The following is a 26,172-nucleotide window of genomic DNA, read 5'->3' on the forward strand; positions in this document are numbered from 1 at the left end:
ATTGCCGACCGGCATGCACGCCGGACTGTTGTACCCGCATCCAGTCAAAAAGCGGACTGTGCGGGGATCGCTGAGTCGTAACCGAGAACCACCTTCCAATCCGATGGGACTGCGGTACCCGCGCGGCGCTACTGCACAGCCGCAGCGGGCGATCCAATGATGTGCCCTATCCCTTCTTTCCTGTGTTTCTCTCGTACTCTGTACTGCTGCGCTCATCACCGGCCGGAACCCCTTACCGAGATCGGTCCCAGCACGCCTGATGTCGCTGGGGGAATGCGGGGCACTGGTGCTGCCCGGCCCCGCATCCGCCCGTCTTCTTCACTGCATACTGCGAACTGACATCACTGCACGCGGACACTCGTGCTCATCCGCGTCTCCTGCACCAGGGCCGCTACTGCTTCGTCTTCACTGCCCGGCCCCGGGTCCGCCACCAGCCGGAACCCCTTCCGTGATCGGCTCCGTCCCGCGTGGCGGTCTCGCTTGTCTTTTCGCGGGCAGTTACGTCATCTCCCGCGCCATCTGACGTTTGTCTCTCTCCGAACAAGAAGAACACTACACGCCCCGGCCGTTGAATGTCTACCCCCGCCGACATAGATTTACTGGACGGCAGGTGAGGGAATGTCTGAACCAGCGCACCGCAGGTCAGCGGTCCATGCCTCGCCTGGCGACCGCGTTGAGCAGATGTCGGCCGGACTCCGAGGCTGGCCGACATCCGGACGAGGAGAGGAACGCGTGAGCATGGGCGCGCCGATACCGCTCGACACTTGGGTGAGCGGACCGGTCCGCGCCACCATCGCGACAATGACGGCCGATCCCTGGCGATCAGCCGTGCTCGACCACCACCAGGACGAGATCCGCGCCGAACTCGCCGCGGCAGGCGCCGCGCCGGATCGCCCCACCCTCACCCTGTATCTGCACCTGCTCGGCCGCGCCATGGACTACGTCGGCACCAACGTCCCCGGCGATGCCCTGCCTCTCGCCCGTGTCCACGACACCGGAATGGACTGGTTCACCATCCGCATCGCTGCTGCGTGCCAACTCGCCATCAGCGAAGGGCTCGCCGCCTGAACGGCGGTTCCCGCACGGGGCCGACGACGACCTCGGTGCCGTTCATCGATTCCGCGCTCGATACGTGTTGAGCCCGCCGGCAGATGTCGCGTACGCGGTCAGTGCGATGACACGTTGCTTGCCGAAGCGGCAGGTTGACGATCGGCGGATGGCGGGATCTCCCGTCCGCGGCTGCGGATGATCGCGTCGAAGAGCGGGATCGGTTCGTGAGGAAACGGCGTTGTGCCGGGCAGTCCAGTCGGCTCTGCCCGTTGTGCGCAGCCGTGCTGCAACCTGGGGAGACAGCGCCACCCGCGGTTTCTGTCGGTGCTTGCCTGCACACTGCCAGTCATGACCTGGATGCGCGCCGCTTCCTCGAACTGCATGCCACGCGTCGGCTATGCCGTCGTTGACGTCGAGACGACGGGTTTCCGCCCCGGCGATGACCGGATCGTGGAGATCGCGGTCATCACCGCAGACCTATATCGGGAACCGATACGCGCCTGGCACAGCCTGATCAACCCACAGCGGCCGATCCCGGCCGAGGCCACGGCCGTGCATGGCATCGCCGACCACGATGTACGAGACGCACCGACGATCCAACAAGTCGAGAGCACACTGCTTCACCTGCTCGCCGGTCGCGCGCCGGTCGCCCACAAAGCCGAGTTCGACACCCAGTTTCTCGACGCGGAGCTGCCCCACCCAGACCCACGCTTCCGCTGGGGCTACGCCAGCGTGTGCACGCTGCGCGCGGCGCAGGCAGGGCTGCGCCGACAGTCCAGGACGAAACTCGCACGCTGCGCCACGGATCTGGGTGTGCGGATGCTCGACCAGTTCGCGCACACCGCGCTGGCCGACGCCCTCGCCTGCGCGGGCCTCCTGCGCCGACTGCAGCCTGACGCCGACCACGAACTCAGCCAGGCCGCCCTGCACAACCCGCCTCGGCCACCAGCGCCGGCCGAGGCTGCGCGGCCTCGGCTGCTTCCAGGGATCACCGGAAGCGACGGCCAGCTCGACGCCTGGACGTTAGTCGACCTCACCAGGCTCGGCCCGCTCCCCCTGCCGCCGTGGCCGACCCTCGCAACATCCCTGGCAGACACGAGTGCTCCGCCACGCCGCGGTCCGGCCAACGCCGGCGGCCCTTGGACCCCAGCCGACGAAGACGCGCTGCGCGCTGCATGGATCGATGCCAGCGGACATAACCCGGCTGACCTGATGGGTACCCTCATCGCCCAGTTCGGCCGCAGCGAGAACGCGCTCCGGTCCCGGCTGCTGAAACTCCTCTGCCACCCCGAGATCCCGGGCGCCACTGTCACCGAAAGCGAAGCTGCCCGCCTCGGTTACCAGCTGCGCGCGCAGTGGACCCCCGCTGCCGCGACACGCCGATAGCTCGACCGGCCAAGGCCGAGGACTGGCGGCTCGCCGGTGCGCCAGGGTTCCGTATCCGGCAGCCAGGTCCGCGAATCGATCGCCGTGTCTGCAATTGAACTGTGCGACTGGCTTGCCAGCTTCGGTTTGGGCGCAACGGACCGGGACCGATCGCTGTATGGGGATGGCCCGGAGCAGCCCGGATTGGCTGGAATGTGTGGGATAACTGGTGGTGTGGATGATCGGCCAGCTCACCGGGGAACCAAGAGGCACGCACGTGTGCGGCATAACCCGCGGGCACCGTTGCTGTGGGTCGGTGACGACGAGGATTGGAAGACTGCACACGAGCAGAGCCAGGCCCTGGTGTGCCCGGAACCTGACTGCGACATCGAGCTGGTCGCTGTTGAGAACCGCAGCTACCGGTACAACCCGCGGTTCTTCAGGTTCAAGTCGAAGTCCAAACAGTGCGGTCACTGGCCGGCGCGCAATCGCGGCGGCCCGGAGACCCCGCAGCACGATTGGGTGAAAGCGCGACTAGCCGGCATCGTCCGGCATCTGGGGCACCAGGCGACGCCGGAACACTGGCATACCCGTGCTGACGTGTTCGTCCACAAACCGGCGTTTTGCCTTGAGGTGCAACTGCAATCGACTCAGTTCACCGACCGCACGGCCAGCCGTCAGCGCAAAGGCGCCGAGGTGTGCTGGTTCCTCCCCGGTCACCTGGACAGCCGCAAGGCGAGAGCCGCTCTGTTTCACGGACGGGGTGTGCGGTTCCGCGTTGTCGACCGCCAGAGCCATCGGCCGATCGCTCCCTGGGAAAGTCCGGACGATCGCGACCTCGCCCGTCGCGCGATCATCGAAGTCTGGGGCACAGTCGCACACCCGCCACGCCGCGGACAGGAGCCCGATCCCTCCGTCGTACGCCCCGGTTCCGCGTGGTTCCGCACGGACTCGTTGGACGGCTACCGATTCCTCAAGGAAGTGCTGTCGGGAAGACGCCGTTGGTACCCGGCCGAAACCATCGGCAACAAAACCGGCCTGTGGGCACTGGACACCGATGTCACGGCTTACCGCGACTTCCGTGCGCGCCAGCAAGACCACCTCGACCAACTCCACCGCGAGCAACAAGCCCGGGATGCTCGCCCGGAACCTCCAGCGCCGCCAGCCGAAGCAGAAGGACCAGTTCCGCTGGCAGGCGCGCCCGCGGTCGAACGCGACGACGTCGAGGAACCTCCGCAGGTGCCAGTGGCCGAACCCGACACTGTCCCCTTCGCGAAGATCAACGCGCCAACGCCACGTCCCGCACCTGCGCACGCGGTCAGCGTCCAGCCTCGTCGGCGGCGCTGGTGGCAGCTGTGGCGTCGCACCCCATAAGTGATGCTCCCACCGGCTCTCGGTGCGAGCCTGATGGATAGACGTCGCTGCAGGTCAGGGAGTTTCCGGTGTCGATGTCGAGACTCGATCCGGCTTCCGGCGCCGGTCGCGCACGTAGACCGTTGCCGGTTTTCCCTGGCCGGGGATGCGCCGGTCGAGGTCGAACAGCGTGGTTGCGGTGATCAGGTCGCTGAGCTTGGAGTAGCCGTAGGTGCGGGAGTCGAATTCCGGGCGTTGTTTGGTGATGATGCTGCCGACCGCGGACAGTGCTGCCCAGCCGTCGTCGTCGGAGGCGGCTTCGACGGCGTTGCGCAGCAGAGTGACCAGGGGCGTGTCGCCCTTCAGTTGGGCGCTGGAGGTAACCGATTTCGGTGCGAGCGTCGTCTCGGCCGTCGTGGCGGAGTGTTCGGCGTAGGCGAGGTTTTCGACGTAGATGAATTTGTCGCAGGCGGCGACAAACGGCTTGGACGTCTTGCGCTCGCCGAAGCCGTACACGGTGAGCCCGGACTCGCGCAGCCGCGCCGCCAGCCGGGTGAAGTCGGAATCGCTGGAGACGATGCAGAATCCGTCGAAGCGCTCGGAGTAGAGGAGGTCCATCGCGTCGATGACCATCGCGGCGTCGGTGGCGTTTTTGCCGGTGGTGTAGGCGAATTGCTGGATGGGCTGGATCGATTGGGCCAGCAGGTGGTCCTTCCAGCCTTTGAGGTTGGTGCCGGTCCAGTCGCCGTAGGCGCGTTTGACGTGCGCGGTGCCGTATTTGGCGACCTCGGCGAGCAGGGCTTCGGTGATCGAGGGCTGCGCGTTGTCGGCGTCGATGAGCACCGCGAGCTTCGCGGTGCTGTCGCTGGTCGTCGCCACGCTGCCTCCTTCGTCCGACAAGGCGGACGGTCTTGCATGCAACCGGTCCCACGATCGCCGGCCCAGTGCGCAATTAAGGTTCCGTCGCATGTTTCAGCGGCGAAGGGCTCGTCGCGTTGTTGCCGACGTTCCCGAACATACGGTGGTGCAGGTGACGCAAGCCCCGCAAGTTGACTTTCGCCGACATGGAGGGATTACCAGGCGATCAGCCGAGGCGTTCAATCCGCGAGTGCGAGGGGTGTGGGGCTGAACCGGTCCGCGAGCAGGTCGTCGAGCAGGACAGGCAACGTGGCGGGCAGAAGCTTGTCGCGGCACTGCCGTAGCTCGTCTGCCGTCCACCAGCGGCGCTCGATCAGTCCGGCCTTCTCGTTCTCGGTGGGTTTGAGTGCGACTTGCGGGGCGGTGGTCTGTGCGCGGCCGAGGAAGACGTGTTCGATGCGGTGGTGGTCGCGGTTCTTGTAGCGGAAGCGGGATTCGCGGATCCACAGTTCGCGGTCGAGTGCGGTGAGCGTGATCCCGGATTCCTCGGCGAGTTCGCGGCATGCTGCGGCACGGAGGTCTTCGCCTTCGTCCAGGCCGCCGCCGGGCAGTTCCCACCAGTGGTGTTCGGGGTCAGTGGGGTCGAGAGCGTGGATGAGCAGCACGCGGTCGGCGCGGTCGAGCAGAAGGACGCGGGCACCGATTCGTGGTGCGACAGTGCTGGTGAAGGCAGGCATCCTGCGGCAGATCCTCGCGGTCGGCGGACGGGCATGCGGCCCAGCAGCCGACGACGAGCTATGGAGGCCGAGCGAGTTAGAACAGCGTCGGCTCCGGCTCGGCGCGTGTGGCCGCCGTGGCGGGGTCCGACGTTAGCAGCGAGATGGTCGCGGTCATCGACACCCGCACGGCGAGTCCCGAATGGTCAGTGAGCCGGGTGCCGTCAGGCCCCGGTTCCCTGGTCTCATGTATGTACTCGCAGGAGATGAGCCGCTCAGCGAGGGCGGCTGAGCCGTGGGCGTGGTCGTAGCGGTAGCCCAGGTCCGCGCGTCGCGCCCAGCTGTGCACGACGGCGTCGGGGTGCAGGCGCCGGAACAGGTCCACCAGGCCGTGCTGCTCGGTCAGCCCGGTGTAGAAGTCGAACTCGAACGGGACGAACTGGCCGCGATGCGGCGGCTGGTGGGCGGGTTCGAGCACATTGAGGTCGCCGAGCAGCAGCAGTGGTGCCTCGCTCGCGGTGGCCTCGAGGGCACGGCTGAAGCGCTGGATCCAGGTCTTCTTCCGCTCGGTCTTCGCGGCGGTGGCGTCGCGAGAAGGCACGTAGGCACCGATGACGCGCAGGGGTCCGTCGGCGGTGTCGAGCACGATCCCGGCCGCGCGGGCGGGCAGGTAGTCCAGCGTCGCGCCGAGCGGGTCCGCAGTTGCGGCGAGCTTGCTGACGATCATCACGCCGAGTTCGCCGGGCGCGTGGTCGGGAAAAGTCACCGCGTAGCCGGCGGTGGTGAATGCCTCGGAGAGGAACTGGCTGCCTGCGGTGGCTTTGGTTTCGGTCAGCACCAGCACGTCCTCGGTGCGTTCGGCGAGCCAGCGCAGCTGGCGCCGGGCGCGGTCCAGCGACGGGGCGCCGACGTTGACGGTGATCAGGCTCAAAGACATGCCGGGCTCTTCTCGGTCAGGACGTGCTGGACGAGGGACGCGATCGTCGCGGCGATCGCCTCGGGCGGGCCAATGGTGGCGTTCAGGCCTGCGACTGGCCAGCCCCGGTGTTCCAGGTCGGCCAAAGCGTCGGCATAGAGGGCGGTCTCCCTCTCGCTGTTGTCTTTGGCGCGCTCGAAGCGGCTGTGCCCTCCGCGCGCTCGCAGCCGGGCGTCGATCACCTGAGGGTCGCCATTGAGGATGATCGACAGGTCCGGCTGGTAGATGCCGTGGTTGAGTTGCCACACGGTCTGTGCGGGCACATCGTCCAGCCCTTGCAGCACCAGGGAGGATGCCACGTAGCGGTCGGACACCACCACTTGGCTCTTGCACAGCGCGGGCAGGATCTCGGCAGCGAGCTGGTGATGCCGGTCGGCTGCGCACAGGCAGGCCAGGGCCATGCCCCGGTAGGTGTCGGTGCCGTGCCGCGCCAGCTCGCCCAGTGGCGCGCGGGACGGCTGCGTGGTCGTGTGAACCGGTACCCCGGCTGCAGTCAGCGCACTGGTGACCAGTCGGGCGGCGGTGGACTTCCCGACCCCGCCGGGGCCGTCCAAGGTGATCAGCGTGCCGGGCAAACGATGCGGCTCGTCCGGAAACAGGCCGGTCATGCGGGCATCAGCGGCAGAAGCCGACGCCCCTCGGCGCGGTCGTCGCCGACGACCGGGCATTGCTCGGCGTCGACGTCGCCGATCCTCCCGCCGGCCGCGACCACGGCGGCCGGACAGCCCTTGCCACAGCCGGAGTTCATCGAGCACGCCGTGCAGGCGGAGTTCGCGCCGACCTGGTAGCGGTCGTGGAAGCGGTAGTCGTCCAGCCGTTGCGCGAGATCTGGGTCGGTGAAGATGTTGCCGACGATGAACTCGGTGTCGGCGTGCTGCGAGGCCGGAGTGCGGGCGGCGAACACCAAGTACGGGCACACCGTGACCTCGCCGGGGGTGAACACGTAGATGATCGTTCCGGCTTCGCATCCGGCCAGCGGGCGTGCTTCGGTGTTGGGGAAGCGGATGTGCGCGATATCGAGTTCTGGGCTGTCGAACGGCGCGGTCAGCTCGAAGATTTCCCGCATGTGCAGGGTGGTTTTGGCCAGCTTGGCCTTCGACTTGACGCCGCGTCCCATGCTGCCCAAAGGGTTGAGCAGCACGTAGCGTGCTCCGTTGGCGCTGGCGAACGCGCACAGCCGGCCGTACTCCTCGTTCTGCGCCAACGTGTTCGGCGTGCACAGCAGTCCTTGCAGAATGCCTGCCCGGCCGAGTTTCTCCACTGTGGCCACGGTGACCGCGAAGCTGGCCCGGTCACCGCGGAATTTGCCGTGCGAGTCAGCGGCGAACCCGTCGAGGGACACATTGCAGTGCACGTCTAGTTCGGCCAGCGCTGCGATCTGGGCCGTGGTCAGGGTGGTGGCATTGGTGCAGATCCCGACGTCCATTCCGACGGTGCGGAACGCGCGCACGATGTCCAGGAACTCGGGGTGGATCGTGGGTTCCCCGCCGGTGAGGGTCACCCTGCGGACGCGGCTGTCCGCCAGGCGCGGGATCACCTTGTTCTTCACCTCGGCCAGCGGCATCTGCTTGCCGACCCGTGTCGCGGACACGAAACAGTGAGCGCAGCGCAGATTGCAGTCCTCGTTGATCTGGACCAGCGCTTTGCGGAACGGCTGCTCGACGGTGGTGCGGAAGTAGCAGGACGAGGCCACCTCGTCGGTGGCGATGTTGCGTGCGATCACCGGTGCAACCTCCGCTTCTCCATGGCGCTCTTCGTCGGGCGCCGCCGCAGGTGGCCCCGTCTGGCAACCTGCATAAAATGTTCGGTCGAACAGTATCGCTACTTTAGATGTTCGGCCGAACATTTACGGGACAGTTCGACGGGAAGTGCGATCAGCGACAGCTCAACTGTCCGAGCGGACAATTGCTGTGTCAGGCTGTGCCATCGACGGGTGGCAGGACGACGAGGAGCGCACCGTGCCGGAGACCGCGGACGACGGCGACGCAACAGAGGCCTTAACTGCGCTGCTGAGCAGCCCGCCGGAGCTGCTCGACGTCAGTCTGGACCAATTGCGGACCTTGGCCGTCGTGCATGCCACGGGCACTGCGCAACGCGCCGCTCGCACGCTGGGGCGCGAGCAGTCCAGCGTGCAGAAGCAGCTCGACAATCTCAACAAGGCCGCGACCCGTTTGGTGGGCGAGGCGCTCGTGGTCAAACAGGGCAGGGGCAAGGATTTCCTGTTCACGCCGTCCGGGGAGGAAGTCGTTGCCCTGGCACGGCAGACCCTGCTGTCGTGGACGGACAGCCTCCACCGCAGCCGGCGTCGGGTCGGATCCACCGTCACCTTCGGCACCACCGAGTTCACCGTGCAGTTCCTCGGCGCCGTGTGGCCCGCGCTGCGCGAGGACTTCGAGCGCCGTGGCGTGCAGCTCAACATCGAGCATGTCCGCACCCGCGACCTGTGGCGCAAACTCGACGGCAAGAAGGTCGACCTGGTGTGCGGCAGCTTCGCCGCCGAACCCGGAGTGCCGCCCACATTGGACTACGACTTCCTGGAATGGCACCGCGAACGCGTCGCCCTGCTCACCAATCTCGGAGCCCGCGAGCTGCCCGACACCCCGGTCGGTGCCGAGCGACTGCCCGGCCTGCCGCTGCTCACCCCGACCGCCGGGCTGCTTGCTCAGTTCCTGAGCCGCTGGTACGGCCCCGACTACCGCGGCGTGCTCGACGTCATTGCAGACATCGACTCCCTCAATTACGGCCTCAACCTGCTCACCAGTCAGCTCCTGCACGGCTGTCTGCTCACCACCGAACGCGTCGCCGATGCCGCACTCGATGGACGCCTGCCCGGCCAGGGCCTGCGCAAGATCGACCTCGCCGACGACTACCACCCCCGCCTGGAGATCGTCACCGGGATCTTCGCCCGTAAGGGCGAACGCAACCGCTACGCTGCCGACCATCCGCTCAACCTGCTGTGGAATGCCTTCGCTGACGCGACACCCGCCCGTGCAGTCCTGCCTGGTTGACGGGTCGTTGCGCGCACGGTTTCCATGCGGTGTTGCGGGATCGACGCAGAGGCGGACTGGTGGATGGCTGTGCCGATTCTGCTAGCCGTGGGTTCGAGGCTGGTAGTTGTCAAATTGCTGACGGCGAGCAGGCCCTCGCCGTCGGAGCAGGTGAGCCGGCACATAGTGGCTGACCGGGCGTGACCACTGGTCGTCTCCGGTGAGGAGCTGGTACGTGACCCAGCCGAGCAGCCCGCCATCCTCGCGACGCGCCCACTCGAACAGCAGACCCGGGTTCTCGGTCTCGATGCGCAGGCCAGCGCGGTTGCGGGGCGCGAGAATCTCCGTGCCGAGCGGGAGCAGCTTGCGTACGCTCACCCAGACAGGAATCGGCGGATCCACCCTTCGCACCGCCGACGGCCACTCGTTCACCTCAGGTCACCTGCTCGCATCCGCTGCGGGTCGTCTGCGGCTCTCAGCGACCCTCTACCGGAGTCGAACATGTGTTCGTTCTCGAAGTCAAATTGGGCTGGCCAACGCCAGGACGCCAGCCCGGAACTGCGCGAGGCGTGTTCGGCACTTCATAGCTGACGGTGCCGGCCTCCGGTTCCGCGTGTGCTGCGGCTCGCCTCGGCGGCTACTTGGACATGCCGGGCTGGTGGACAGGGACCCCCGGTTGTCCGCAGATTCCCGGATCCCCTTGGTCAGCGAGGGCTTGCTGAATTTTTGGCCGAAAGCCCTTGACCTGCCCAAACAGCCCCTGCGAGTGGGTCTTGGGATCAGCGGCTGCGTTTGCGCAGGTCAGGGTGTCATTCCGCCGAACGTGTCTCGGCTGGCTTCCCAGGTGATCGCTCCGGACGCTGCAGCCTGTAACGAAGAGGGTTCAACGGACGTCTAGCTGGTCACGCAACGCGATCAACGCGAAAGTCGAGGCCAGTCGATGACGTCCTTGTCCCCTTCGAACGCGCTGACCCCGCAGGTGATGCTCGCGATGGCTGTGCACGCTCAACCCGGGGTGTACGCAGTTGTGCTGGGGTCAGGTGTGTCGACCGGTGCGGGCATCCCCACCGGCTGGGGCGTGGTGAAAGACGTGGTCCGGCGGGTTGCAGTCGCCGCCGCACCGGAGAGCGCCGACATGCTCGAACAGGCCGAGAGGGACCCGGAAGTCTGGTGGAACGAACACGGTGCCGGCGAACTCGGGTATGCAACCCTGTTGGAGTCGGTGGCTCCTACGGCAGCGACACGGCAGGGTGTTCTCGCCGGTTACTTCGAACCCACGGACGACGAGCGGGACGAAGGCCTCAAGAGTCCCAGCGAAGCGCACAGGGCATTGGCGCAACTCGTGAAACGCGGGGCGGTGCGAGTCATCGTGACGACGAACTTCGACCGCCTCACCGAACAAGCGCTCGAAGCAGCGGGAGTGTCTCCGCAGGTGATCGCACAGCCGGACGCGGTCAAGGGCATGGCGCCGCTCGCACACGCACAGGTCACCGTGATCAAACTGCACGGCGACTACCTCGACCTCGGAAGCCGGAACACGCCCCAGGAGCTTGAGGACTACCCGCAGGAGTGGAACCGGTTGCTCGACCAGGTGTTTGACGAGTACGGACTGCTGATTTCGGGCTGGTCGGCGGACTGGGACACAGCCTTGGTCGCGGCGCTGGAGCGCGCCCCGTCACGGAGGTACCCGCTGTACTGGGATCGCCGCAGCAGCAAAGGAGAAACGGCACAGCGAGTGCTGAAGGGCAGGGCCGGGCATGTCCTCGACGCCGCCAGTGCGGACGACCTGTTCCGGGAACTGCTTGCCAGCGTTGAGGCGCTCGACCGATTGGCCGAACCACCGTTGACTACGTCGATGGCCGTCGCCCGGCTGAAGCGCTACCTGCCGGATCCGGTTCACCGGATCGACCTGCACGACCTCGTGCTCGATGCGGCCGACCGAGTCGTTCGCTATACCCAAAACCAGCCGCTCTACATGTCCAACCTGGACTGGGCCGAAGCACAGGCTGTCTACGAGCGCTATCTGGAGGCCGCGACACCTCTGCTGCGGCTGGTCTCAGTCGGCGTGTGGCACGACCACAACGACGAGCACGGGCAGTTGTGGCGAGATGTACTCGATCGTCTTGTCGGAGCAAGCAGATTGCCCACCGGCGCCTTCGACGAGAGGTTGAGGTTCCCCCGGCGGGTCGGACACTCTGATCCTTGGCTTTGGCCTGGGGAAGGATGTTGTTGTGTCTGGTTCGTCGAAATATCCGGAGGAGTTCCGGCGGGACGCGGTCGCGTTGGCGCGGTCGGTGTCTCGTCCGTTGGCGCAGGTGGCTCGCGAGCTGGGGGTGAATCACGAGACCCTGCGGACATGGGTGCGGGCCGCCGACCGCGCCGACCAGGCCGCCGCGACCGGCGGGGACGTCGCGGAACGCGAACTGCGCGCGTTGCGCAAGAGGGTCGCGGAGCTGGAGAAAGAGAAGGAGATCCTGCGCAAAGCGGCCGCCTATTTCGCGCAGGAGATGGATCGTTGACCCGCAGCTACCGGTTCATCTCCGACCACCGCGGCGCCTACGGCGTCGCCCGGCTGTGCCGTGTCCTGGACGTGCGCCGCCCGGGGTTCTACGAATGGCTCGCCGCCGGCCCGGCCCGCGAACAGCGGGCCGCGGCGGAGGACCGGCTGGCCGGGGAGATCGCCGGGATCCACGCCGTCCACCACGGTGCTTACGGCAGCCCGAGGGTCACCGCGGAGCTGCGCCGCCGCGGCGAAGCGGTGAACCACAAGCGGGTCGAGCGGGTCATGCGCGAACGGCGGATCGCCGGGACCACCCGGCGACGGCGGCACTCGCTGACCCGGCCGGACAAGGCCGCGGCCGCACCGGATCTGATCGGCCGCGACTTCACCGCCGACGCTCCCGGCAGGCGGCTGGCCGGGGACATCACCTACCTGCCCACGCAGGAAGGCTGGCTCTACCTGGCGGCCGTGCTGGACCTGCACACCCGCGAAATCGTCGGCCACGCGATAGCGCCGCACATGCGCGCCGACCTGGTCTGCGACGCGATCACGCTCGCCGCGGACCGCGGCCTGACCGGCCCGGGCGCGGTGTTCCACTCCGACCGCGGCACCCAATACCAATCGGCGGAATTCCGCGCCACCCTCACCGCGCACGGAATTCGCCCGTCGATGGGCAGGACCGGGTCCTGCTACGACAACGCCGCCGCCGAATCCTTCTTCGCCACCCTCAAAACCGAGATCGGCACCCGCTCCTGGCCCACCCGCGACCAAGCCAGACACGCGGTCTTCGCTTACCTCGCCTACTACAACCACCACCGCCTGCACTCCACACTCGGCTACCGCACACCCCACGAAACCCGCCTGAACTACCGTCACCACCACGCCCACGCGGCATGAAACCCGGTGACCGACCCCCGGGGGAAACCTCAGGTTGTACGCCGCGCAGCACTATCCAGCGCTGCTTGCCCTGCAAGGCATGGGGACAGCGGCGGCAAGTCGCGTACACGACACTCTCTTGCTGCGCCTGTTGACCGAGGTCGAATGGCACGATCCGTACAGCGGGCGAGGAGAGTTCATATCGGCTGCGCACCTTCTCCGCCCCAACCGGGTCCTGGTCGGAGTCGACGCCCTCCCTCGGTGGAACGGGCAGCGATGGATTTTCCCTGCGAGCCACATGCTCAAAGAAGATCTTCGGCCGATCTTTCAGGATCTAGTCCCGCACGACGGCGACTACACAGCGAACGTGCACAGCTACGAGTACAGGGTCGGCCTCGTCCAGGAACGCACGCGCCACACACCTGGCGGCCGCCCAGCGGCCGGAGGCGAGTTCGCTTGCCTCGAACAGTGGACCAGCGACGGCATTCCGCACGCCGAAGTCGTGTTCCGCAAGCATGCGGCGACAGCCGGGCGGGATTGGCCGTGGTGGTCGCTCCTCGGCGGTGAAGAGAACTTCGACAGCAGCGTCCTCGCCTACCGAGAGACGCTTCAACGACACCGGAACCACTGGTAGCCCGCCCTGCGTCCCCGCATCAGGCCGCCAGTCGTCCGTCAACTGTTCGGCATCGGTCACCCCGCGGGTCAGCGCGTCCTCGCTCAGCATGAAGCTAAGCATGACGAGCCGTTGCGTGGCGGGGCCGTAGGCGATCATCCGCCGGGTCCGCCACCCGTAGACACGGTCGAAGAGTGGGTCTGGCCGACGGCAATACGGTTTGCAAGCGTATGACAGATGGAATCGACTTTTCGCTTGCGATCGCTTGCTTGCTTCGTCGGGATACATTCAGCACTACGCCGACTTGCATACCGTCCGGGTCGGGCTGTGGCACGCGGAGTTCATTGCTGCGGAAGCTGGAATGCTCGACGCGGCCGAACTGGGGCGCGTTCAGCTCGCAGTCCGACGCCTCATCGATCACGCGCGCGGACCGCTGAGTTCGCCGCGCTACAGCGCGGTCTCGTCGGCTGGCCAGTTTCAGGACAGTTCGGAGGCTGAGGCGATCCCGTCGGCTCGTGTGATGGTCTGGTTCCAGTCGATGTGGTGGTCGGTGAGCCAAGACGCGGTGTTGCGCGGTCCTTTCTTCAGTTTTCGGGGGAGGATGGCGTCGCGGATCATTCGTTTGACGGGGCCGGGGGTGGCGTTGCCGCCCATGCGTGCGCTGGTGGCGACGACGCGTTCGACTCGGGGACGCCGGATGGCTTCGTAGGCGCGGAACGCTTGGGGCGCGGGCAGATCGCGGAGGCATTGGGCGAGGACGATGCTGTCTTCGATGGCCATGGAGGCACCATGACCGGCGTTGGGTGCGGAGACGTGGGCGGCGTCGCCGATGATGATGGTCGTGTCGGTGTGCCAGGTGGGTGTGGTGGCGATGTCGTAGCCGTTGGCTCCGGTGACGGTGTCGTCGCTGGCGCGGACGATGTCGGCGGCCGGTGTCCGGTCGCGCGCGAGGAGTTCGACGACTCGCTGCTTCCATTCGTCGGAGGTGGTGCTGGCGAGTTGCTCTTTGGTGAATTCGGCGTGCGGGCTGGGGAGGTTCGCGAACCACCAGGATTGGCCGTTGGGTGCGGTGAGGAAGGCGAAGAACGCCTTGCGGCCGTAGATCATCCGGAAGGTGCCGGGTTCGGTGGTGACGGGTGATTGGGCGGTGTAGCCGCAGACGGTGATGGCACCGGTGTAGCGCGGGGTCGGTGCGGCCGGGTCGATGAGCCCGCGGGTGGCGGAGTGGATGCCGTCCGCTCCGATCAGCAGGGTGCCTGCGGCGTCGGTGCCGTCGGCGAATTCCGCGGTGACGGTGCCTTCGGGCGTGGTGGTTGCGTTGGTGAGGTGTTTGCCGTGGTGGACGGGGATGCCGCGGCGGCTGGCTTCGTCGCGGAGTGCGCGGTAGAGCGTGGACCGTTTGATCATCCGCGGGCCGCGGTCTCCGGTGGCGCCGCCGATGGGGGCCTGGCCGAGCCGGGTGCCGCGGTGGTTGAAGAATTCGACTGTGCTGGCGGGGAAAGAATGTTCGCGTACGAGGTCGGCGGCGTCGATGGCGGTGAGGGCGTCGAGTCCGTTGTGCATGATGCTGAGGAACGCGCCGACGCCGTCCGCGCTGGTGGGGTAGGCCTCGTAGACGGCTGAGTCGATCCCGGCTTTCTGCAGTGCCATCGCGGTGACGGGGCCGGCGATTCCCCCGCCGATGATCATGGCCGTGGTCATGCGTCTCCTGTCGAATTCATGGCGCGGGAGAGGGATACGAGTTCGCGGACGTCCGCGTCGAGGCTGTCGGTGGCCGCTACGACGACCCGTGTTGCGTGGACCGACTGGGCCTGCTGTCCTGCGGCCCTGGCGGCGAGCGCGTGTTTCAGCGAGCGTGCGAGGTCGTCGTAGCGGCGGTTTTCCTCGGAGGTTTGGGGCGGCAGGTAGGGGCTGATGCGGACGAGACCGTCGCGGCATTCCACGACGCGGCGGTAGTAGCGCCGGTGCATGCCGCGGAGTCGGAATAGGTCGTGCCAGGGGCTGGGGGTGACCCGCTGCAGTTCGTCGTCGGGAAAATGCGCGTGGAGGACTGTCCACAAAGGATCGAGCTGGCGGTACACGCGGCGGTGGCCCGCCCAGACCCTCAACGCGGTGACACGCATCGCGGCGGCGGGATAAATGACGCCGGCGAGGAAAATAACGACGCCCGGAAGCAGGAAGACGGCTGCGGCTGCCGCGCCGAGAACGGTGGCCGCGGCCCCGTTGGTCTCGGCGAGCGCTGAAGGTGACAAGGCACCCGCCCAGCGCAGGATGATCTCCGGGACGAACACGCAGTTCGCCAGGACGATGGCCGCGAGGCCGATGGAGGCGATCCGGAGGCCGCGCGCGAGGCGCGGGTTGGCTTCGCAGGCGTAGCGGCGCGCCCAGAGGAACGCAGTGGCGAAGCCGAATGCCAGATAGAGATCCGCGGTGATAGTGAATACCGCACCTGCGGGCGAGGAACTGCTGTGGACATCGGGCGGGGCGAGCGCCGCGGTGACGATCAAGACGGCTTCGGCCGCAGCGAGCGGCACGGCGAATCGGCGCGCTCGCGGCCATGCCTTCCGTGGTTCCAGAGCTGAGAACAGGAAGAAGAAGACCAGGCACGTCACCCCGATCAGCAGCATGCCGTGCTGGATCAGGCGGGACATCATCGGCGAGAGGCCGAGTACCGTTGCCTCGCGGTCGGCGGCGAGGCCGAACGGGAAGGCTAGGGACAGGCATGCCGCGAGCCCGGTCAGGGCGCGCAACGGCAGGTTCTGGGGTGTCCTGCTAAGGCGTACGCCCAGCCACGCCAGCACCGCGATGGCGGCGNCCCCAGCCGGTCGCTGAGCGCGGTCTCCATTCGATGAGCTGCGTCGCTGCCTGCGGTGGGCGCCCAGACGCGGTCGAGAACCGAGGCCCACTCCAGAATGATGGTGGCGACGGTTTCCGCTTCGTATTCCTGCGCGGTGTCGTAGGAGGTGCGGCGGAGCGCGCGGCGGACCGCGTCTGGTGCCAGGTCGGGGTACTCGGCGCGCAGCGACTCGGTTGAGGACTCCGGACACAGCTCGCCGAGCAGAGTGTCGTCGAGTGCGTCGCTGTCGTGCCCGGCCAGCATGTGGCCGAGTTCGTGCAGGATGATGTGGTCCTGGTGCGGCTTGCTCGTTTCCTGCTGGTAGAAGATGTAGTCGGCCGAGTCCGCCGTGATCCAGGCTCCGAAGGGTCCGGGGACCGGGATGGGATGCGCACGCAGCCTGATCGGCTTGCCACGCTGGATCCCGACGCGACGGCACAGTTCGGTGACATCCAACGGCGGGTGGATGTCGAGGTCAGTCAAAAGCTGCCGGCAGCGACGGCGCAACTGCCGTTCGGATGTCATCTGCCCCCTCCCTCCAGGCTCAGGACCGGGCAGGCACATACGCCACCGTGCCGGATTTTTCCCTTGCCTGCCACAGCGCTCACTCCGTTGGCGATGGACCTCGCTCAGCCTGTTCGTCGCGATAGACCACGTCGAGCAGGTCCATCACCAAACGTCGTCGCTCGGGCGAGAGAGCATCCGCGCGCATCGCGATCAGCTGGGCGTCGCTCGTGTTCGTGGTCAGACTTTCCTGCGCAGCCTGCAGCTTCTGCAGCTGTTCGTCGACCCGGTCGGTCACCGCGTCATCGAAGAAGTACGACGGCGGCACACCGAAGAACGCGGCCAGCGCATACAGGTGGCGCAGCGTCGGGTTGTCCTTCCTCGCCTTGCGCAGATGCCATATGTAGCTTCCGGAAATCTTCACGCCCGTGGCCGTGATCGCCTCTGCGACGAAGTCGTTCGTGTACTCCTGGCCGTTGCGCGGCTTCACGGTCGCGAACAGCTTGTTCAACCTCGCGGCCAGGATCTCCGCGAAGCCGTCCGGCAGGCTCGCCGGAAGGTGCCCCTCCGGATACGCCGGTGTCGCCATGCGATCTCCACCCCGACTGCTTCCACTCACGTAAACACCCGTACGAGTGATGATGTTGATGCTGGTTGAACTCGTGCGCGCGACCAATCTAAACTCGCGACCACCGTGATTTCAACTCTGAACCAACGGTAGCGAACTCGACGCCTTCACGTCAGTCAAAGCCACTCGTTCGGAGGAAGATCAACAATGGTATCTACCTGGCCATCCCCGTCCGGGGACGGGCAATGCTGCGCTGCATGCGGGCAGCCGCTCGGCTCGTGGGGCATGGACAAGTACACCGGACTGCTCAACCGGGAAGGATGGGATGCCCGAGTCGCCTCGGCCCTGGACGGGTCCATGGGGCATGCGATCGCCCTGCTCGTCCTCGACCTTGATCATTTCAAGGCTGTCAACGACCGCTACGGCCATCCCGTGGGCGACGCCGTTCTTCGCGTTGTCGCTGCGACCCTCGCAGCAGCGGTGCGCCGCGAGGACATCGTCGGCCGGTACGGCGGAGACGAATTCATGGCACTCCTTCCCGGTGCGAACCGGGCGTGCGCACAGGCGATCGCGGAACGGATACGCAAGCGCATACGCAACGCGGTCGTCGAGGCTCGGCCCGCCGACGGATGCCCTGTCGTCATCACTGAGCTGACTGCTTCCGTCGGCGGTGTCGCCCTGAGCGCCAGCGGCGGCACCGGTATCGCGGAACTTGTCCGGAGAGCCGACGCGAACCTGCTGAATGCGAAACGGTTCGGCAAGGATCGCGTGCTGATAGAGGACGACGGCAGCCCGCCTCGAACCTCGTGTCGACCTAAACTCAGATGAGAGCCCATCTGGCCTGTTCCTCTTTTGACAGTTGAAGATCGAGTCGAGGAGGCCTACGCTCAGCTTATGGACGTTGCGCGTTCTGCGGCTTGATCTCCTCCCCGGCCGGCTGCACGAACGGGCATGCACGTCTTCGAATCTGCGACCTAGCCGCCGGGAGGATGCGATGGCCGAGTTGTCAAACCGAACTGGACAAGTCCAGTTGATGCCCGAGCGAACCGTGAGGTCTGTCAAGCGCTGTCGGCCTACCGCTCATGGTGATGTGGCGGCTCCCGCTCGCTCGCGGCCCGATAGTGCGTGGCGCGGGGGCTGGGATGCCGAGCAGCTGTGCAAATTGTCGGACGTGAAGCGGCTCTTCAGCGGCGACTGGATGCACGCGGTCATCGTCGCACTCGCCGACGGGCCAAAACACTATAAAGAGCTTCTCGACACGATCAGGACACTGTGTGAGCAGGATCGTGGGCACCGTCGCACTCTGCACGAAAGCGTCCTGGCACGCACACTCAAAACCATGACTGCCGACGGATTAATCATTCGCTGCCAGCAGTCCACGGCTTTTCCGCCCTCCGTGCAGTATTCGCTGAGCCCGGCGACAGCCGAAGCGCTCGACGCGATGATGCCGATGGTCACTTGGGCAACGAAACATGCCGAACTCATCCAGCGGTCCCGCGACCGACGATGCAACGCCCAGGCGGTCGGCTCAGAATAGTTGAGTCGATACGCAGAGTCGGCACCACGGCTGAGGGCGGTTGACTGCTCGTAGGCTTGATGAGTAGGCAACCCGCCGCTGCGGTACAGCGACACTCGCTGAGCTGTTCTCATCCGGTTCTGGGCAGGTTGGGAAGCAACGCTTGTCACAGCGCTCACGGCTGGCCAGCTTCGCGAAGGAGTCCGGAACACTCTTTGTCCAGGCCGCGGTCCACAGTGATCGCAGCGGTCTGCGGCCCCGTTAGAGGTTTCCGATGGCGGAGGCGCTGATGCCGGAGCACCCCACCAGGTCGTGGATGCTCACGTGCAACGCCTGGCGGTGCCTGCGCATGAAAGCTCCTGCTGTCTCGGACGGTTCGGCGGCGTCCGCTGGTCGGGTGTCGGCGGCGGACGCGGGTGCCGGTTCGGGTGTCACGAGTGTGCCTCGCTTGCCGTTGGCGTCTGACGACGTTCTGCCGCTGGTGAGTGTGCTTCGGATTCCTGGATGCGGTCGTCGATGACCTGCCGGGACTCTGTCGTGGACAGTGCGAGCACGCGCAGATTCGCGGCCAGCTGCCCGTAGGCTCCGTGGTCGGGAGCGAAGATGCCTGCGCTGTGGTGCGCGAAGTAGGCGACCGGGCCGGTGGATGTCTCGTAGCAGGTGAACGGGTCCGGCAGCGCGGGGCGGGCGCGGCTCTCCGACGGAATGATGCGCACGCGGACCATGGGGTTGGCCTTTTCCAGTGCGCGCAGGAATCGGAGTTGGCCGCGGGTGACGCCTGGCGCCGGGGTGGGGGCGGACAGGGCGGGGGCGGTGACGAAGATCTCGATTTGTTTCTTGCGCGATTGCTCGGTCGGGGTCCGCAAAAGCCGTCGCTGTGCCGCCTGGGCCTTGACGAATTCCCCGACGTCTCCGGGTGCCGCGCCGTGGTCCTTGAGAACGGCGCGCGCGTAATCGGATGTCCACACGGAGGAGGGAATCAGTGTCGGGTGGTAGTCCACAAAGGACTTCGAGAGTCGGGTGAAGTGGTTGCGTGCCTCGGCGTGGTGGCGGTGGTGGGATGGCTGGAGGATCACCACGCTGGGATCGGTTGCCCTCGCCAGGCCGGAGATGTAGGCGTGGTCGTCCCGCGCAACGGCCAGGGCGCAGAGGATTCCTCCTACGTGTTCGGCGTCGGGTTTGCGCAGGCCGAGTTCCCATTGCGCGACCTGCGAGTGGTATTTGTGGATCTGGTCCGCGACCTCGCGCAGCGTCTTGTCGGCTTTTCTGCGTTGCGCGTGCAGAACGGCACCGAGCAGCAGGTGCCGGGGCGAGGGCTGAGGGGCGTCGTGGTTCTTCGTCACGAAAATGTCCATGTTCTTGCGCTGTCGTCGACGTCTGGCTGGCGCGGACTGCGGTCAGGGTCTTTGCTGCTGGCCGAGGCGGCGGCAGGCGCGGGATTGTCCGCACAGGTGGCCGTCCGTCGCGGGAATTCACTGGATCGGGGTTTCGCGCAGCAGGGATATGTCGGCTGGCATCACGGCAGCCGGTGCTCGGCGCGGTCGTGCGGGCGAGGACGTCGGGGTGGATGGGGCTGCTCGCGCAGCAGGTCCCGGTACGTGCGGGCCCACAGGAGGGCGCCGCGGAGTACGACGTGCCGGCACAACCCGATGTCCAAGCCTCGTGGGAAGAACTGCCGCCAGCGTCCGGATGCGACGTTGTTCTCGTAGGTTGACGCCCATGCGGCCAGTTCGCGGTCTCGGGTTCGGGCGGTGATCCCGGAGGATGCGGGGTCTTTCTCGAACCATTCGCCGGCGTACATGCCGAGCACCAGGTCGTGGTCGGAGAACGCGGAGGCGAGGTGTGCGCGGATCCGGCGGTGCGCGCGCTCGGCGGGGCTGTGGACCTCGTACGGCACGGCAGGAGTGGAGGCGAGCAGCGGGGGTACCAGCCTGGCGACGTCCTGGAGTACGCGGTTCGCGGCGGCGGTGGTCACGCACGGGATCGCCCACGAGACGGTCCGGTCCGGCAGCGTGTCGTCGAAGATGCGCGCGGCCAGCACGCCCGTGTCCTGGTTCAACGTTATTGCGACGGCTTCGGCGTGCTGTTGGCCCGGGAGGTGCCGGTGCAGGCTGGTCGGCGCGGTTTCGTCCAGCAGCTGGATTCGTGCTTGCGCCGGGGGATGTTCTCCGTCAGGCCGCCGCGTCCTGGTGTGGTCGCGGAGGTCGCGCGCGGCCTCGTCTGCGGCGATCAGCTCGGCGGCCGCGTCGAACTCCCGGCCGTCTCCGGTGTGCGAGACGAACGCGGTTTGGTCGAGCGTGGCGAGCGGTGCCAGCCGCCATCCGCGGGGATGCGGGTCGCCGGGCGCGTCGGTGTCGGCGAACCACATCCGCCAGGCGCGTCCGCGGTGGTCGACTGTTTCGTGGACGAATCCGGGAGCGTCGTAGAGCCGTCGCCATACCGGCGGTTCTGTGCGGTCTCTCACTGCTGGGTCCTGTGGTCGTCGCGCTGCGTCAACGGCGGACTGCCACTTGCACGGTCCGGCATCAGCGGCAGCTCCGGCGTGTGCTGGTCGGGCAGTTCAGGAGTCCGTGCCTTCTGGTGATGAGTTCCGTGGTGTTCCATCCGGTCGCCGTCTCGGTCGTGAGCGACCACACGGCGGTGACCGTCTGTGCCGCGTCGCAAAGGCCGTAGAGTCCGCATTCGCACTCGAGCGAAGGCACGGGCTCCTCGAAGTTGTTGGTGCAGAAGTCTTGGTGGTGACTATTGAACGTCCAGCCGGTCGAGCTGTGCCCGCTCGTGACCTCGAGGTAAGCGAGCTGGACCGCCCTGGTTTCAGCGCGGCCGGCCGCTGTCGCCGTCTTGGTTTCCTGAGACAAGGAGCGCCGTCCGCAGTGGCAGGCGCTCGGCGAGCCTAGGCGAATCCCGGTGATAGCTGTTGACGTTCGGTGCGCACGTAATGCCTGTGGCAGGGCATCGTGTTCGGCGCGCGGGACGGGGGTCCCGGCGGTCTCTTCCAGTGTGTGCAACGGTTTCTCGCCTCCTGCTTTCCTCCTGAAGGGCACTCCCGTGTGCTGGCGGCATCCGGACGGCGGGGGTGTTAGTTCTCCGTGTTCTGTGCCGGTTTCGTGGTCGGCTGGACGGCCTCGGCGAACGTCTCCAGGTCTTCCGGCCAGGGCGCTGGGGGCTCCGTCGTGTTCCGGCTGTCGTCCCCGGTGGCGGCGGTGTCCATGGCTGTGCCCTTCTGCCTGTGTTCCGCGGGCGGGTTGTGCTGCAGGACAATGCGGTCGCTGTCCGCGGCGGAGAACGGGTTGGGGGTCGGGTTCGGGCGGTTCTGCTCGGGCGACCAGTACGTGTCGAGCATGTCGCGGACGGGGACCGGAATCCCGTGCGGTCCCAGGGGAACGGTGACGTCGTCGAGGATCTGCCACAGCGCTCGATCGGCCGGCTCGGGGTCGAGCGCCGTGCCGAGGGCGCGGCGGTGGCAGTCGATGGCGTGGGCGAGCCTCCGCACAGCGTTGCGGTGTCTCTTGTTCAGGGCGGATGCTTGGCGGTTGTCGTCGGTCTCGGCGGCTCGCGTCTGGGCCAGCCGGGTCTCGACGAGGCGTTTGAACACGGTGACGCGGGCACGCCACTGGCCGTATCGCTGTTCGTAGGGCGACGCAGGGTCGAAGCCCAGTTTGCTGCCTCGTTCGTTGCGCCTCGACCGCCGCACGCGGAGGTCGGTGTCGACCCTGCGCTGTGTCGCGATCAAGATTGTCCGGACACGGCCGAGCAGCGGCGGGACGAGCAAGGCCTCCCACAGTCCGGCCGCCTCCGGGTCGAGATTGGCAAGCACCAGCTCTTCCAGCTGCTCGTCACTGCACCCGATCAGCTCGGAGAAGTCCGGAACGACGTCGGTCGCGGCAGCGCGGCGACTGCTCTGCGCCCCCGGAGGCGACGACACCCGGGCTTCCCGCGGGTGCTCGGCTGCGGGCAACCCGGTGCCCTGCCTGGAGTCGTGAGTCAAGGCAGGAGACGGTGACGCATGCGGCAACTCGCCGTCGCTGCCCGGGGGCTGGTCTCGGCCGTCGATCGCGGTGAAGCGTGGCCAGGTCATGGTGTCCACGCCCGCCACGGAACGTCGACGGACAGGTCTCCGGCCGCGAGCGCGTCCGCGATCGCCGCGGGGCGCAGCAACGTGACCTCTGTCTCGCCCGCCCACCGGAGCGCACGAGGCCGGCGAGCCGCGATGCGGTCGGTGTCGGCGAGCGTCACGTCGAACAGGAACGCCAGCTCGGACGACCCGCGCCGGCCTCCGCCTGTTTCGTGCTCGACGACCGAGCAGAAGTACAGCCCGGTGATCGTTGCCTCGATCTGATCGCGCACGGTGCGGCGGAGGGCTTGCTCGACGGGCTCGCCGTCGCGGACCGGCCCACCCGGCAAAACAAACGCGCCGGTGTCGTCGGTGATGAACAGGATGTCCTCGTCGCGGCCGACAAGGGCGTACGCCCCCACTCGCGGCCCTGGCGTGTAGCGGGCGTTGTTGTTCACAGCGGATGTCCCATCGAGTGCTGCGGGCTGGAGCCGAGCGGCGCGGCCGGGCGTGCCTTGCGGACCCGGCCGCTTCGGCTGCGCATCTGGACGCCGGACTCGGACAGAACCCGGTGCACGAAGCCGTACGAGCGCCCGCATTCCGCGGCCAGCGCGCGAACAGTCGCGCCTTTCTCGTACTTCGTCTTCAGTATTTCGCGTACCTTGTCCCGGGCGGGCCCGGTGATCCGACGCCCCTTGATGCTGACTGCTGGCGGTTTCACGGTGTCCGCCCTTCCTTGCTGTCTTGTTGCCTGATCCGGTGGGATTCAGGTGCTGACTACGCCGAACGGCCAATCGACGTCCACTGTGGACATGCGGGGTCGAGTTCCTGCTGAGAAATCTGCAGCCGCAATCGGTCTCGGCTCATAGCGACCGCAGCGGTCCGACGGGCGAAGTCTTGCCCGGCCGCGGCCTGCCGCGTTGTCGTGCTGTGAAGGGCGGGCACTCGGGGCCGCGCTAGGGCGGCCCCGAGCCGCGTCCCAGATCAGGGATTCTTGACCATCGTTTCGTGAATCCAGGTCTCGTAGTAGCGGACGTCGGTGAACGCGGAGTTCGACTCGCCCGGCACTGAGCTGCCGCCGCGCGAGTCGATCCCGACCAGCCGGGGGCGGCCTTGGCGGTCGTAGGCGATGGCGGGGCCGCCCGCGTCGCCGTAGGCCGGGCCGGTGTAGTGCGCGTGGCTGGTGCAGAACTCGCCCCGCGAGATGCCCGCGTCAGCGCACTGCTGCTTCGGCAGGACAGTCAGGTCCAGCTGTTGCAGCATCCGCGGCAGGTCGTCGGGGTTCGTGCGCGGGCCGGGCTCGTCCGACCCCCAGCTGTAGGTCGTCACCGTCTGTCCCGGCTGCGGGGACGCGTGCGCGATCGGGACGGTCTGCACGTCCAGCCGTTTGTCGAGCCGAAGCAAGACGATGTCGCCGGTTTCGTCTGGCGGGTGGACTTCGCCGGTCCAGTGGGGATTGATGTAGGTTCCCGTGACGTTCGCGGTGGCTCCGCCCGCGGTGCGGTCGAGCCCGGCGCGGACGTGGAACGTCTTGTCCCTGGCCGGGATCTCGCCCGGAATGCCCAGGTCCGCGACGCACTGGGCGGCGGTGATGACCCAGCGGCCGGTCACCACGGCGGACGCGCAGGTCGTCTGGTCGTACACGCCGTGGCTGGGAGCGTCGTACATCAACGCCGCCGTCCACGTGACCGACGCCGGCGCGGGTTGACCGCCGATGAGCCTGGCCGACGCCCCCGGAGTGCCGTCGCCGACGGGATCGGCTGCGGCAGGAGGCGCGGCGAGCACTGCGCCTGCGGCGAGGGCAGCGCTTGTTGCTGCTAACAGCGTTCTGGATCGCACTGGTTGCTGTATTCCCTTCGTGGTTGCACACAAACCGCGCCCGGCCGGAGTGCCGGAGCGGAGATCAGGAACGAGGCAGAATCGGCCGGACCGCCCGGGTTTCGGCGGGGCCAACGGTTCTTCGGCTAGTGCGCACGCGCCGTTTCAGGGTGCGCCAGCGGCGATGCGCGCCGACATGTTTCATCCAGCGCAGCACTGTGGTCTCGGATATGCCGAGCCTCTCCCCGCACTCTGTCGCCGTAAGCCCGTGCGCGTACCACTCGATCACCTCCCACACCGCGAACGGGTGCGGATGCCGGATGAATGACGGACCGAATCGGCGCGACACGGGCATCGTCATCGTCCAGGCGGGGTCGGCCCGCCCACGCGCCAGCCGGCATTCCTCGGCGATCACGCTTCCGACTGTCGGGAACTGCCGAGTCACCTTCGCCGTTGACACGCTGCACCACCCGGAACTCTCGAAACTAACGGTTGGCCGACAGGAGATCGACATCCTCGACCGGCCACGCGATCCGCGTAGAGATCCAGTCGTGCAGCGGCCGGTGACAGGGCATGGACAGCCGGTGCATCTCGTCTGTCTGGACGGCTGGCGATTCCCTGCGTCCTGTGGGGATTCGTGCCGCGCCCTGGGCGGGGTGGGGCTGGTCGATCACGACTGATGGCTCCTCTCGTTCGTGAGATAGGCACAGTCCCCGCCGGAAAACACGTGATGCACCACATCGGTTCGAGATCGTCAGGTGGCTCTTGATCGGCTATGCACATGACGCCGCATTCGCTTATCCCGAGCCACATGCGCTCTCTGCGCAAGAGCCTCAAATATCGCAGGGGAACCTTGTGCATGACTGCTTCGCGCCGAAGAACAGCCGGAAGAAATGCGAGGCACACTTTGATTGGAGGTGCGGGAGACATTAGGTGACCGTCGCCTGACGGGCGGCAAGTTCAGGGGTGGCGAAAGTATGAGCCACCGGATTGGCGTCAATCTCGCGTAGCGCGTGTTTCCGGGTCTGCCTCCCGCTCTTGTGCCCGGCATGCGGGAATCGTCCGAGAAGCTCAGCGAATTTTTGGGAGGCTTCGTCCGTGACCTGAATCAAAGTCGGCTCCTTGGTGCGAGATCTCGCTGCGGCGCAGTGATTTCTGTCCAGCAGTTACTGAGCAACGTGACGGTTCAACGGAGTCCTGAGCAGCGGCGCTGTCGTGAGGCCGACTCAGCACCTTGTTAGTGGCGTCGACCATGAAGCCTGGTCCAGAGCGGCCTGGCATCGGTAGGCGACTGACTTCTCGCCCTTGCGGAACGACAAGAAGACGAGGTCGGGAAAGTCGGCGGGTCTTCGAAGTGGAACGCGACGGAGGTGCCCGGTCGGGGGTCGGACACCTCCATCGCGCGGATTGGGCGACAGACGGGCGAGGGTGTCGGGGCGCGCGTTCCTAGCGGGAACACATACGCAGTCGGACTCGACCTCGCCCGTCTGCCGCTGACCGCCCCAAAGTGACGTTCGAGCCGTGAGGCAACGCCTTCGGGGTGGCTGATGGGCAGGCGGTGGTTTCGGGTGCCGAAAAGACG

The 26,172-nt window shown here is 67.0% G+C and carries 26 protein-coding genes and 1 pseudogene; 8 read left to right on the forward strand and 19 right to left on the reverse strand.

What is annotated here, in order from left to right; genetic code table 11:
* Positions 1 to 738 precede the first annotated feature (738 nt).
* From A4R44_RS19465 to A4R44_RS19475, 3 genes are all read left to right on the forward strand, one after another.
* Positions 739 to 1,068 (forward strand): DUF6401 family natural product biosynthesis protein, encoded by a 330-nt coding sequence (locus A4R44_RS19465; RefSeq protein WP_067582465.1) that lies wholly within the window; start codon positions 739 to 741, stop codon positions 1,066 to 1,068.
* Positions 1,069 to 1,398: 330 nt separating this feature from the next.
* Positions 1,399 to 2,436: a 3'-5' exonuclease gene (locus tag A4R44_RS19470; RefSeq protein ID WP_067582469.1), complete on the forward strand. Its 1,038-nt coding sequence runs from the start codon at positions 1,399 to 1,401 to the stop codon at positions 2,434 to 2,436.
* A gap of 36 nt (positions 2,437 to 2,472) precedes the next feature.
* Positions 2,473 to 3,789, forward strand: coding sequence for a hypothetical protein (locus tag A4R44_RS19475; RefSeq protein ID WP_157904931.1), 1,317 nt, complete (start codon positions 2,473 to 2,475; stop codon positions 3,787 to 3,789).
* 54 nt (positions 3,790 to 3,843) lie between these two features.
* Here A4R44_RS19475 and A4R44_RS19480 read toward each other — a convergent pair whose 3' ends face one another.
* The 5 genes from A4R44_RS19480 to A4R44_RS45890 all read right to left on the reverse strand — a co-directional run bounded on the left by A4R44_RS19480 (position 3,844) and on the right by A4R44_RS45890 (position 8,041).
* The gene (locus A4R44_RS19480) at positions 3,844 to 4,647 is read right to left on the reverse strand and encodes an NYN domain-containing protein (RefSeq protein WP_067582475.1); all 804 of its coding nucleotides are present in this window, start codon (positions 4,645 to 4,647) and stop codon (positions 3,844 to 3,846) included.
* 218 nt (positions 4,648 to 4,865) lie between these two features.
* The gene (locus A4R44_RS19485; protein WP_067582478.1) at positions 4,866 to 5,363 is read right to left on the reverse strand and encodes an NUDIX hydrolase; all 498 of its coding nucleotides are present in this window, start codon (positions 5,361 to 5,363) and stop codon (positions 4,866 to 4,868) included.
* 76 nt (positions 5,364 to 5,439) lie between these two features.
* The gene (locus tag A4R44_RS19490; RefSeq protein WP_067582481.1) at positions 5,440 to 6,279 is read right to left on the reverse strand and encodes an endonuclease/exonuclease/phosphatase family protein; all 840 of its coding nucleotides are present in this window, start codon (positions 6,277 to 6,279) and stop codon (positions 5,440 to 5,442) included.
* Positions 6,270 to 6,926, reverse strand: a complete 657-nt coding sequence (gene tmk, locus A4R44_RS19495; RefSeq protein WP_067582484.1) for a dTMP kinase — start codon at positions 6,924 to 6,926, stop codon at positions 6,270 to 6,272. The genes A4R44_RS19490 and tmk overlap by 10 nt, the downstream gene beginning before the upstream one ends.
* Positions 6,923 to 8,041 (reverse strand): radical SAM protein, encoded by a 1,119-nt coding sequence (locus tag A4R44_RS45890; RefSeq protein ID WP_095213457.1) that lies wholly within the window; start codon positions 8,039 to 8,041, stop codon positions 6,923 to 6,925. The genes tmk and A4R44_RS45890 overlap by 4 nt, the downstream gene beginning before the upstream one ends.
* A 235-nt stretch (positions 8,042 to 8,276) precedes the next feature.
* Here A4R44_RS45890 and A4R44_RS19505 point away from each other — a divergent pair, with 235 nt between their 5' ends.
* Positions 8,277 to 9,326, forward strand: coding sequence for a LysR family transcriptional regulator (locus A4R44_RS19505; RefSeq protein ID WP_095213479.1), 1,050 nt, complete (start codon positions 8,277 to 8,279; stop codon positions 9,324 to 9,326).
* 81 nt (positions 9,327 to 9,407) lie between these two features.
* On the opposite strand, the gene A4R44_RS19510 is transcribed toward A4R44_RS19505, so the two are convergent.
* Positions 9,408 to 9,737: a hypothetical protein gene (locus tag A4R44_RS19510; protein WP_067582488.1), complete on the reverse strand. Its 330-nt coding sequence runs from the start codon at positions 9,735 to 9,737 to the stop codon at positions 9,408 to 9,410.
* 703 nt (positions 9,738 to 10,440) lie between these two features.
* Between A4R44_RS19510 and A4R44_RS52445 the strand changes: the two are divergent.
* Positions 10,441 to 10,929: pseudogene (locus A4R44_RS52445) on the forward strand (SIR2 family protein); the annotation flags it as partial.
* A 51-nt stretch (positions 10,930 to 10,980) separates the two neighbouring features.
* On the opposite strand, the gene A4R44_RS50485 reads toward A4R44_RS52445, so the two are convergent.
* The gene (locus A4R44_RS50485) at positions 10,981 to 11,220 is read right to left on the reverse strand and encodes a hypothetical protein (protein WP_232791671.1); all 240 of its coding nucleotides are present in this window, start codon (positions 11,218 to 11,220) and stop codon (positions 10,981 to 10,983) included.
* Positions 11,221 to 11,536: 316 nt separating this feature from the next.
* On the opposite strand from A4R44_RS50485, the gene A4R44_RS50495 reads away from it, so the two are divergent.
* A protein-coding gene (locus tag A4R44_RS50495) for an IS3 family transposase (RefSeq protein WP_369805911.1) occupies positions 11,537 to 12,702 on the forward strand; the annotation gives its coding sequence in 2 pieces (ribosomal slippage) (positions 11,537 to 11,803 and positions 11,806 to 12,702; 1,164 coding nt in all).
* 313 nt (positions 12,703 to 13,015) lie between these two features.
* On the opposite strand, the gene A4R44_RS48080 is transcribed toward A4R44_RS50495, so the two are convergent.
* From A4R44_RS48080 to A4R44_RS19545, 5 genes are all read right to left on the reverse strand, one after another.
* Positions 13,016 to 13,453: a hypothetical protein gene (locus A4R44_RS48080; protein ID WP_157904932.1), complete on the reverse strand. Its 438-nt coding sequence runs from the start codon at positions 13,451 to 13,453 to the stop codon at positions 13,016 to 13,018.
* 318 nt (positions 13,454 to 13,771) lie between these two features.
* The gene (locus A4R44_RS19530) at positions 13,772 to 14,995 is read right to left on the reverse strand and encodes an NAD(P)/FAD-dependent oxidoreductase (RefSeq protein WP_067582502.1); all 1,224 of its coding nucleotides are present in this window, start codon (positions 14,993 to 14,995) and stop codon (positions 13,772 to 13,774) included.
* A complete protein-coding gene (locus A4R44_RS19535) occupies positions 14,992 to 16,095 on the reverse strand; it encodes an MAB_1171c family putative transporter (protein ID WP_369805912.1) in 1,104 nt (367 codons plus the stop codon). Before A4R44_RS19535 ends, A4R44_RS19530 begins: the two co-directional genes overlap by 4 nt.
* On the reverse strand, positions 16,032 to 16,655 hold the full coding sequence (locus A4R44_RS19540; RefSeq protein ID WP_232791673.1) for a hypothetical protein: 624 nt from the start codon (positions 16,653 to 16,655) through the stop codon (positions 16,032 to 16,034). The genes A4R44_RS19535 and A4R44_RS19540 overlap by 64 nt, the downstream gene beginning before the upstream one ends.
* Before the next feature lie 79 nt (positions 16,656 to 16,734).
* The gene (locus tag A4R44_RS19545; RefSeq protein WP_232791674.1) at positions 16,735 to 17,223 is read right to left on the reverse strand and encodes a helix-turn-helix domain-containing protein; all 489 of its coding nucleotides are present in this window, start codon (positions 17,221 to 17,223) and stop codon (positions 16,735 to 16,737) included.
* Between the two features lie 264 nt (positions 17,224 to 17,487).
* Here A4R44_RS19545 and A4R44_RS19550 point away from each other — a divergent pair, with 264 nt between their 5' ends.
* Together A4R44_RS19550 and A4R44_RS19555 are read left to right on the forward strand one after the other, a co-directional pair.
* A complete protein-coding gene (locus A4R44_RS19550) occupies positions 17,488 to 18,030 on the forward strand; it encodes a GGDEF domain-containing protein (RefSeq protein WP_067582506.1) in 543 nt (180 codons plus the stop codon).
* 343 nt (positions 18,031 to 18,373) lie between these two features.
* The gene (locus tag A4R44_RS19555) at positions 18,374 to 18,739 is read left to right on the forward strand and encodes a helix-turn-helix domain-containing protein (RefSeq protein WP_232791675.1); all 366 of its coding nucleotides are present in this window, start codon (positions 18,374 to 18,376) and stop codon (positions 18,737 to 18,739) included.
* A 410-nt stretch (positions 18,740 to 19,149) separates the two neighbouring features.
* Here the strand turns inward: A4R44_RS19555 and A4R44_RS19560 are convergent, their stop codons facing one another.
* The 7 genes from A4R44_RS19560 to A4R44_RS48085 form a co-directional block, all read right to left on the reverse strand.
* Positions 19,150 to 20,073 carry a Scr1 family TA system antitoxin-like transcriptional regulator gene (locus A4R44_RS19560; protein WP_067582512.1) on the reverse strand — a complete coding sequence of 308 codons (924 nt, stop codon included), beginning with the start codon at positions 20,071 to 20,073 and terminating at the stop codon, positions 19,150 to 19,152.
* A 161-nt stretch (positions 20,074 to 20,234) separates the two neighbouring features.
* The gene (locus A4R44_RS19565; RefSeq protein ID WP_067582515.1) at positions 20,235 to 21,182 is read right to left on the reverse strand and encodes a hypothetical protein; all 948 of its coding nucleotides are present in this window, start codon (positions 21,180 to 21,182) and stop codon (positions 20,235 to 20,237) included.
* A gap of 615 nt (positions 21,183 to 21,797) precedes the next feature.
* The gene (locus A4R44_RS19575; protein WP_161269358.1) at positions 21,798 to 22,805 is read right to left on the reverse strand and encodes a hypothetical protein; all 1,008 of its coding nucleotides are present in this window, start codon (positions 22,803 to 22,805) and stop codon (positions 21,798 to 21,800) included.
* The gene (locus A4R44_RS19580; RefSeq protein WP_067582524.1) at positions 22,793 to 23,230 is read right to left on the reverse strand and encodes an NUDIX domain-containing protein; all 438 of its coding nucleotides are present in this window, start codon (positions 23,228 to 23,230) and stop codon (positions 22,793 to 22,795) included. The genes A4R44_RS19575 and A4R44_RS19580 overlap by 13 nt, the downstream gene beginning before the upstream one ends.
* On the reverse strand, positions 23,227 to 23,538 hold the full coding sequence (locus A4R44_RS19585) for a helix-turn-helix domain-containing protein (RefSeq protein WP_255366147.1): 312 nt from the start codon (positions 23,536 to 23,538) through the stop codon (positions 23,227 to 23,229). Before A4R44_RS19585 ends, A4R44_RS19580 begins: the two co-directional genes overlap by 4 nt.
* 218 nt (positions 23,539 to 23,756) lie before the next feature.
* Positions 23,757 to 24,611 carry a trypsin-like serine protease gene (locus tag A4R44_RS19590; protein ID WP_157904934.1) on the reverse strand — a complete coding sequence of 285 codons (855 nt, stop codon included), beginning with the start codon at positions 24,609 to 24,611 and terminating at the stop codon, positions 23,757 to 23,759.
* 64 nt (positions 24,612 to 24,675) lie between these two features.
* Positions 24,676 to 25,005 carry a helix-turn-helix domain-containing protein gene (locus A4R44_RS48085; protein WP_157904935.1) on the reverse strand — a complete coding sequence of 110 codons (330 nt, stop codon included), beginning with the start codon at positions 25,003 to 25,005 and terminating at the stop codon, positions 24,676 to 24,678.
* Positions 25,006 to 26,172: the final 1,167 nt, after the last annotated feature.

It is taken from the genome of Amycolatopsis sp. M39 (assembly GCF_001651785.1).
GTDB lineage: Bacteria > Actinomycetota > Actinomycetes > Mycobacteriales > Pseudonocardiaceae > Amycolatopsis > Amycolatopsis rubida.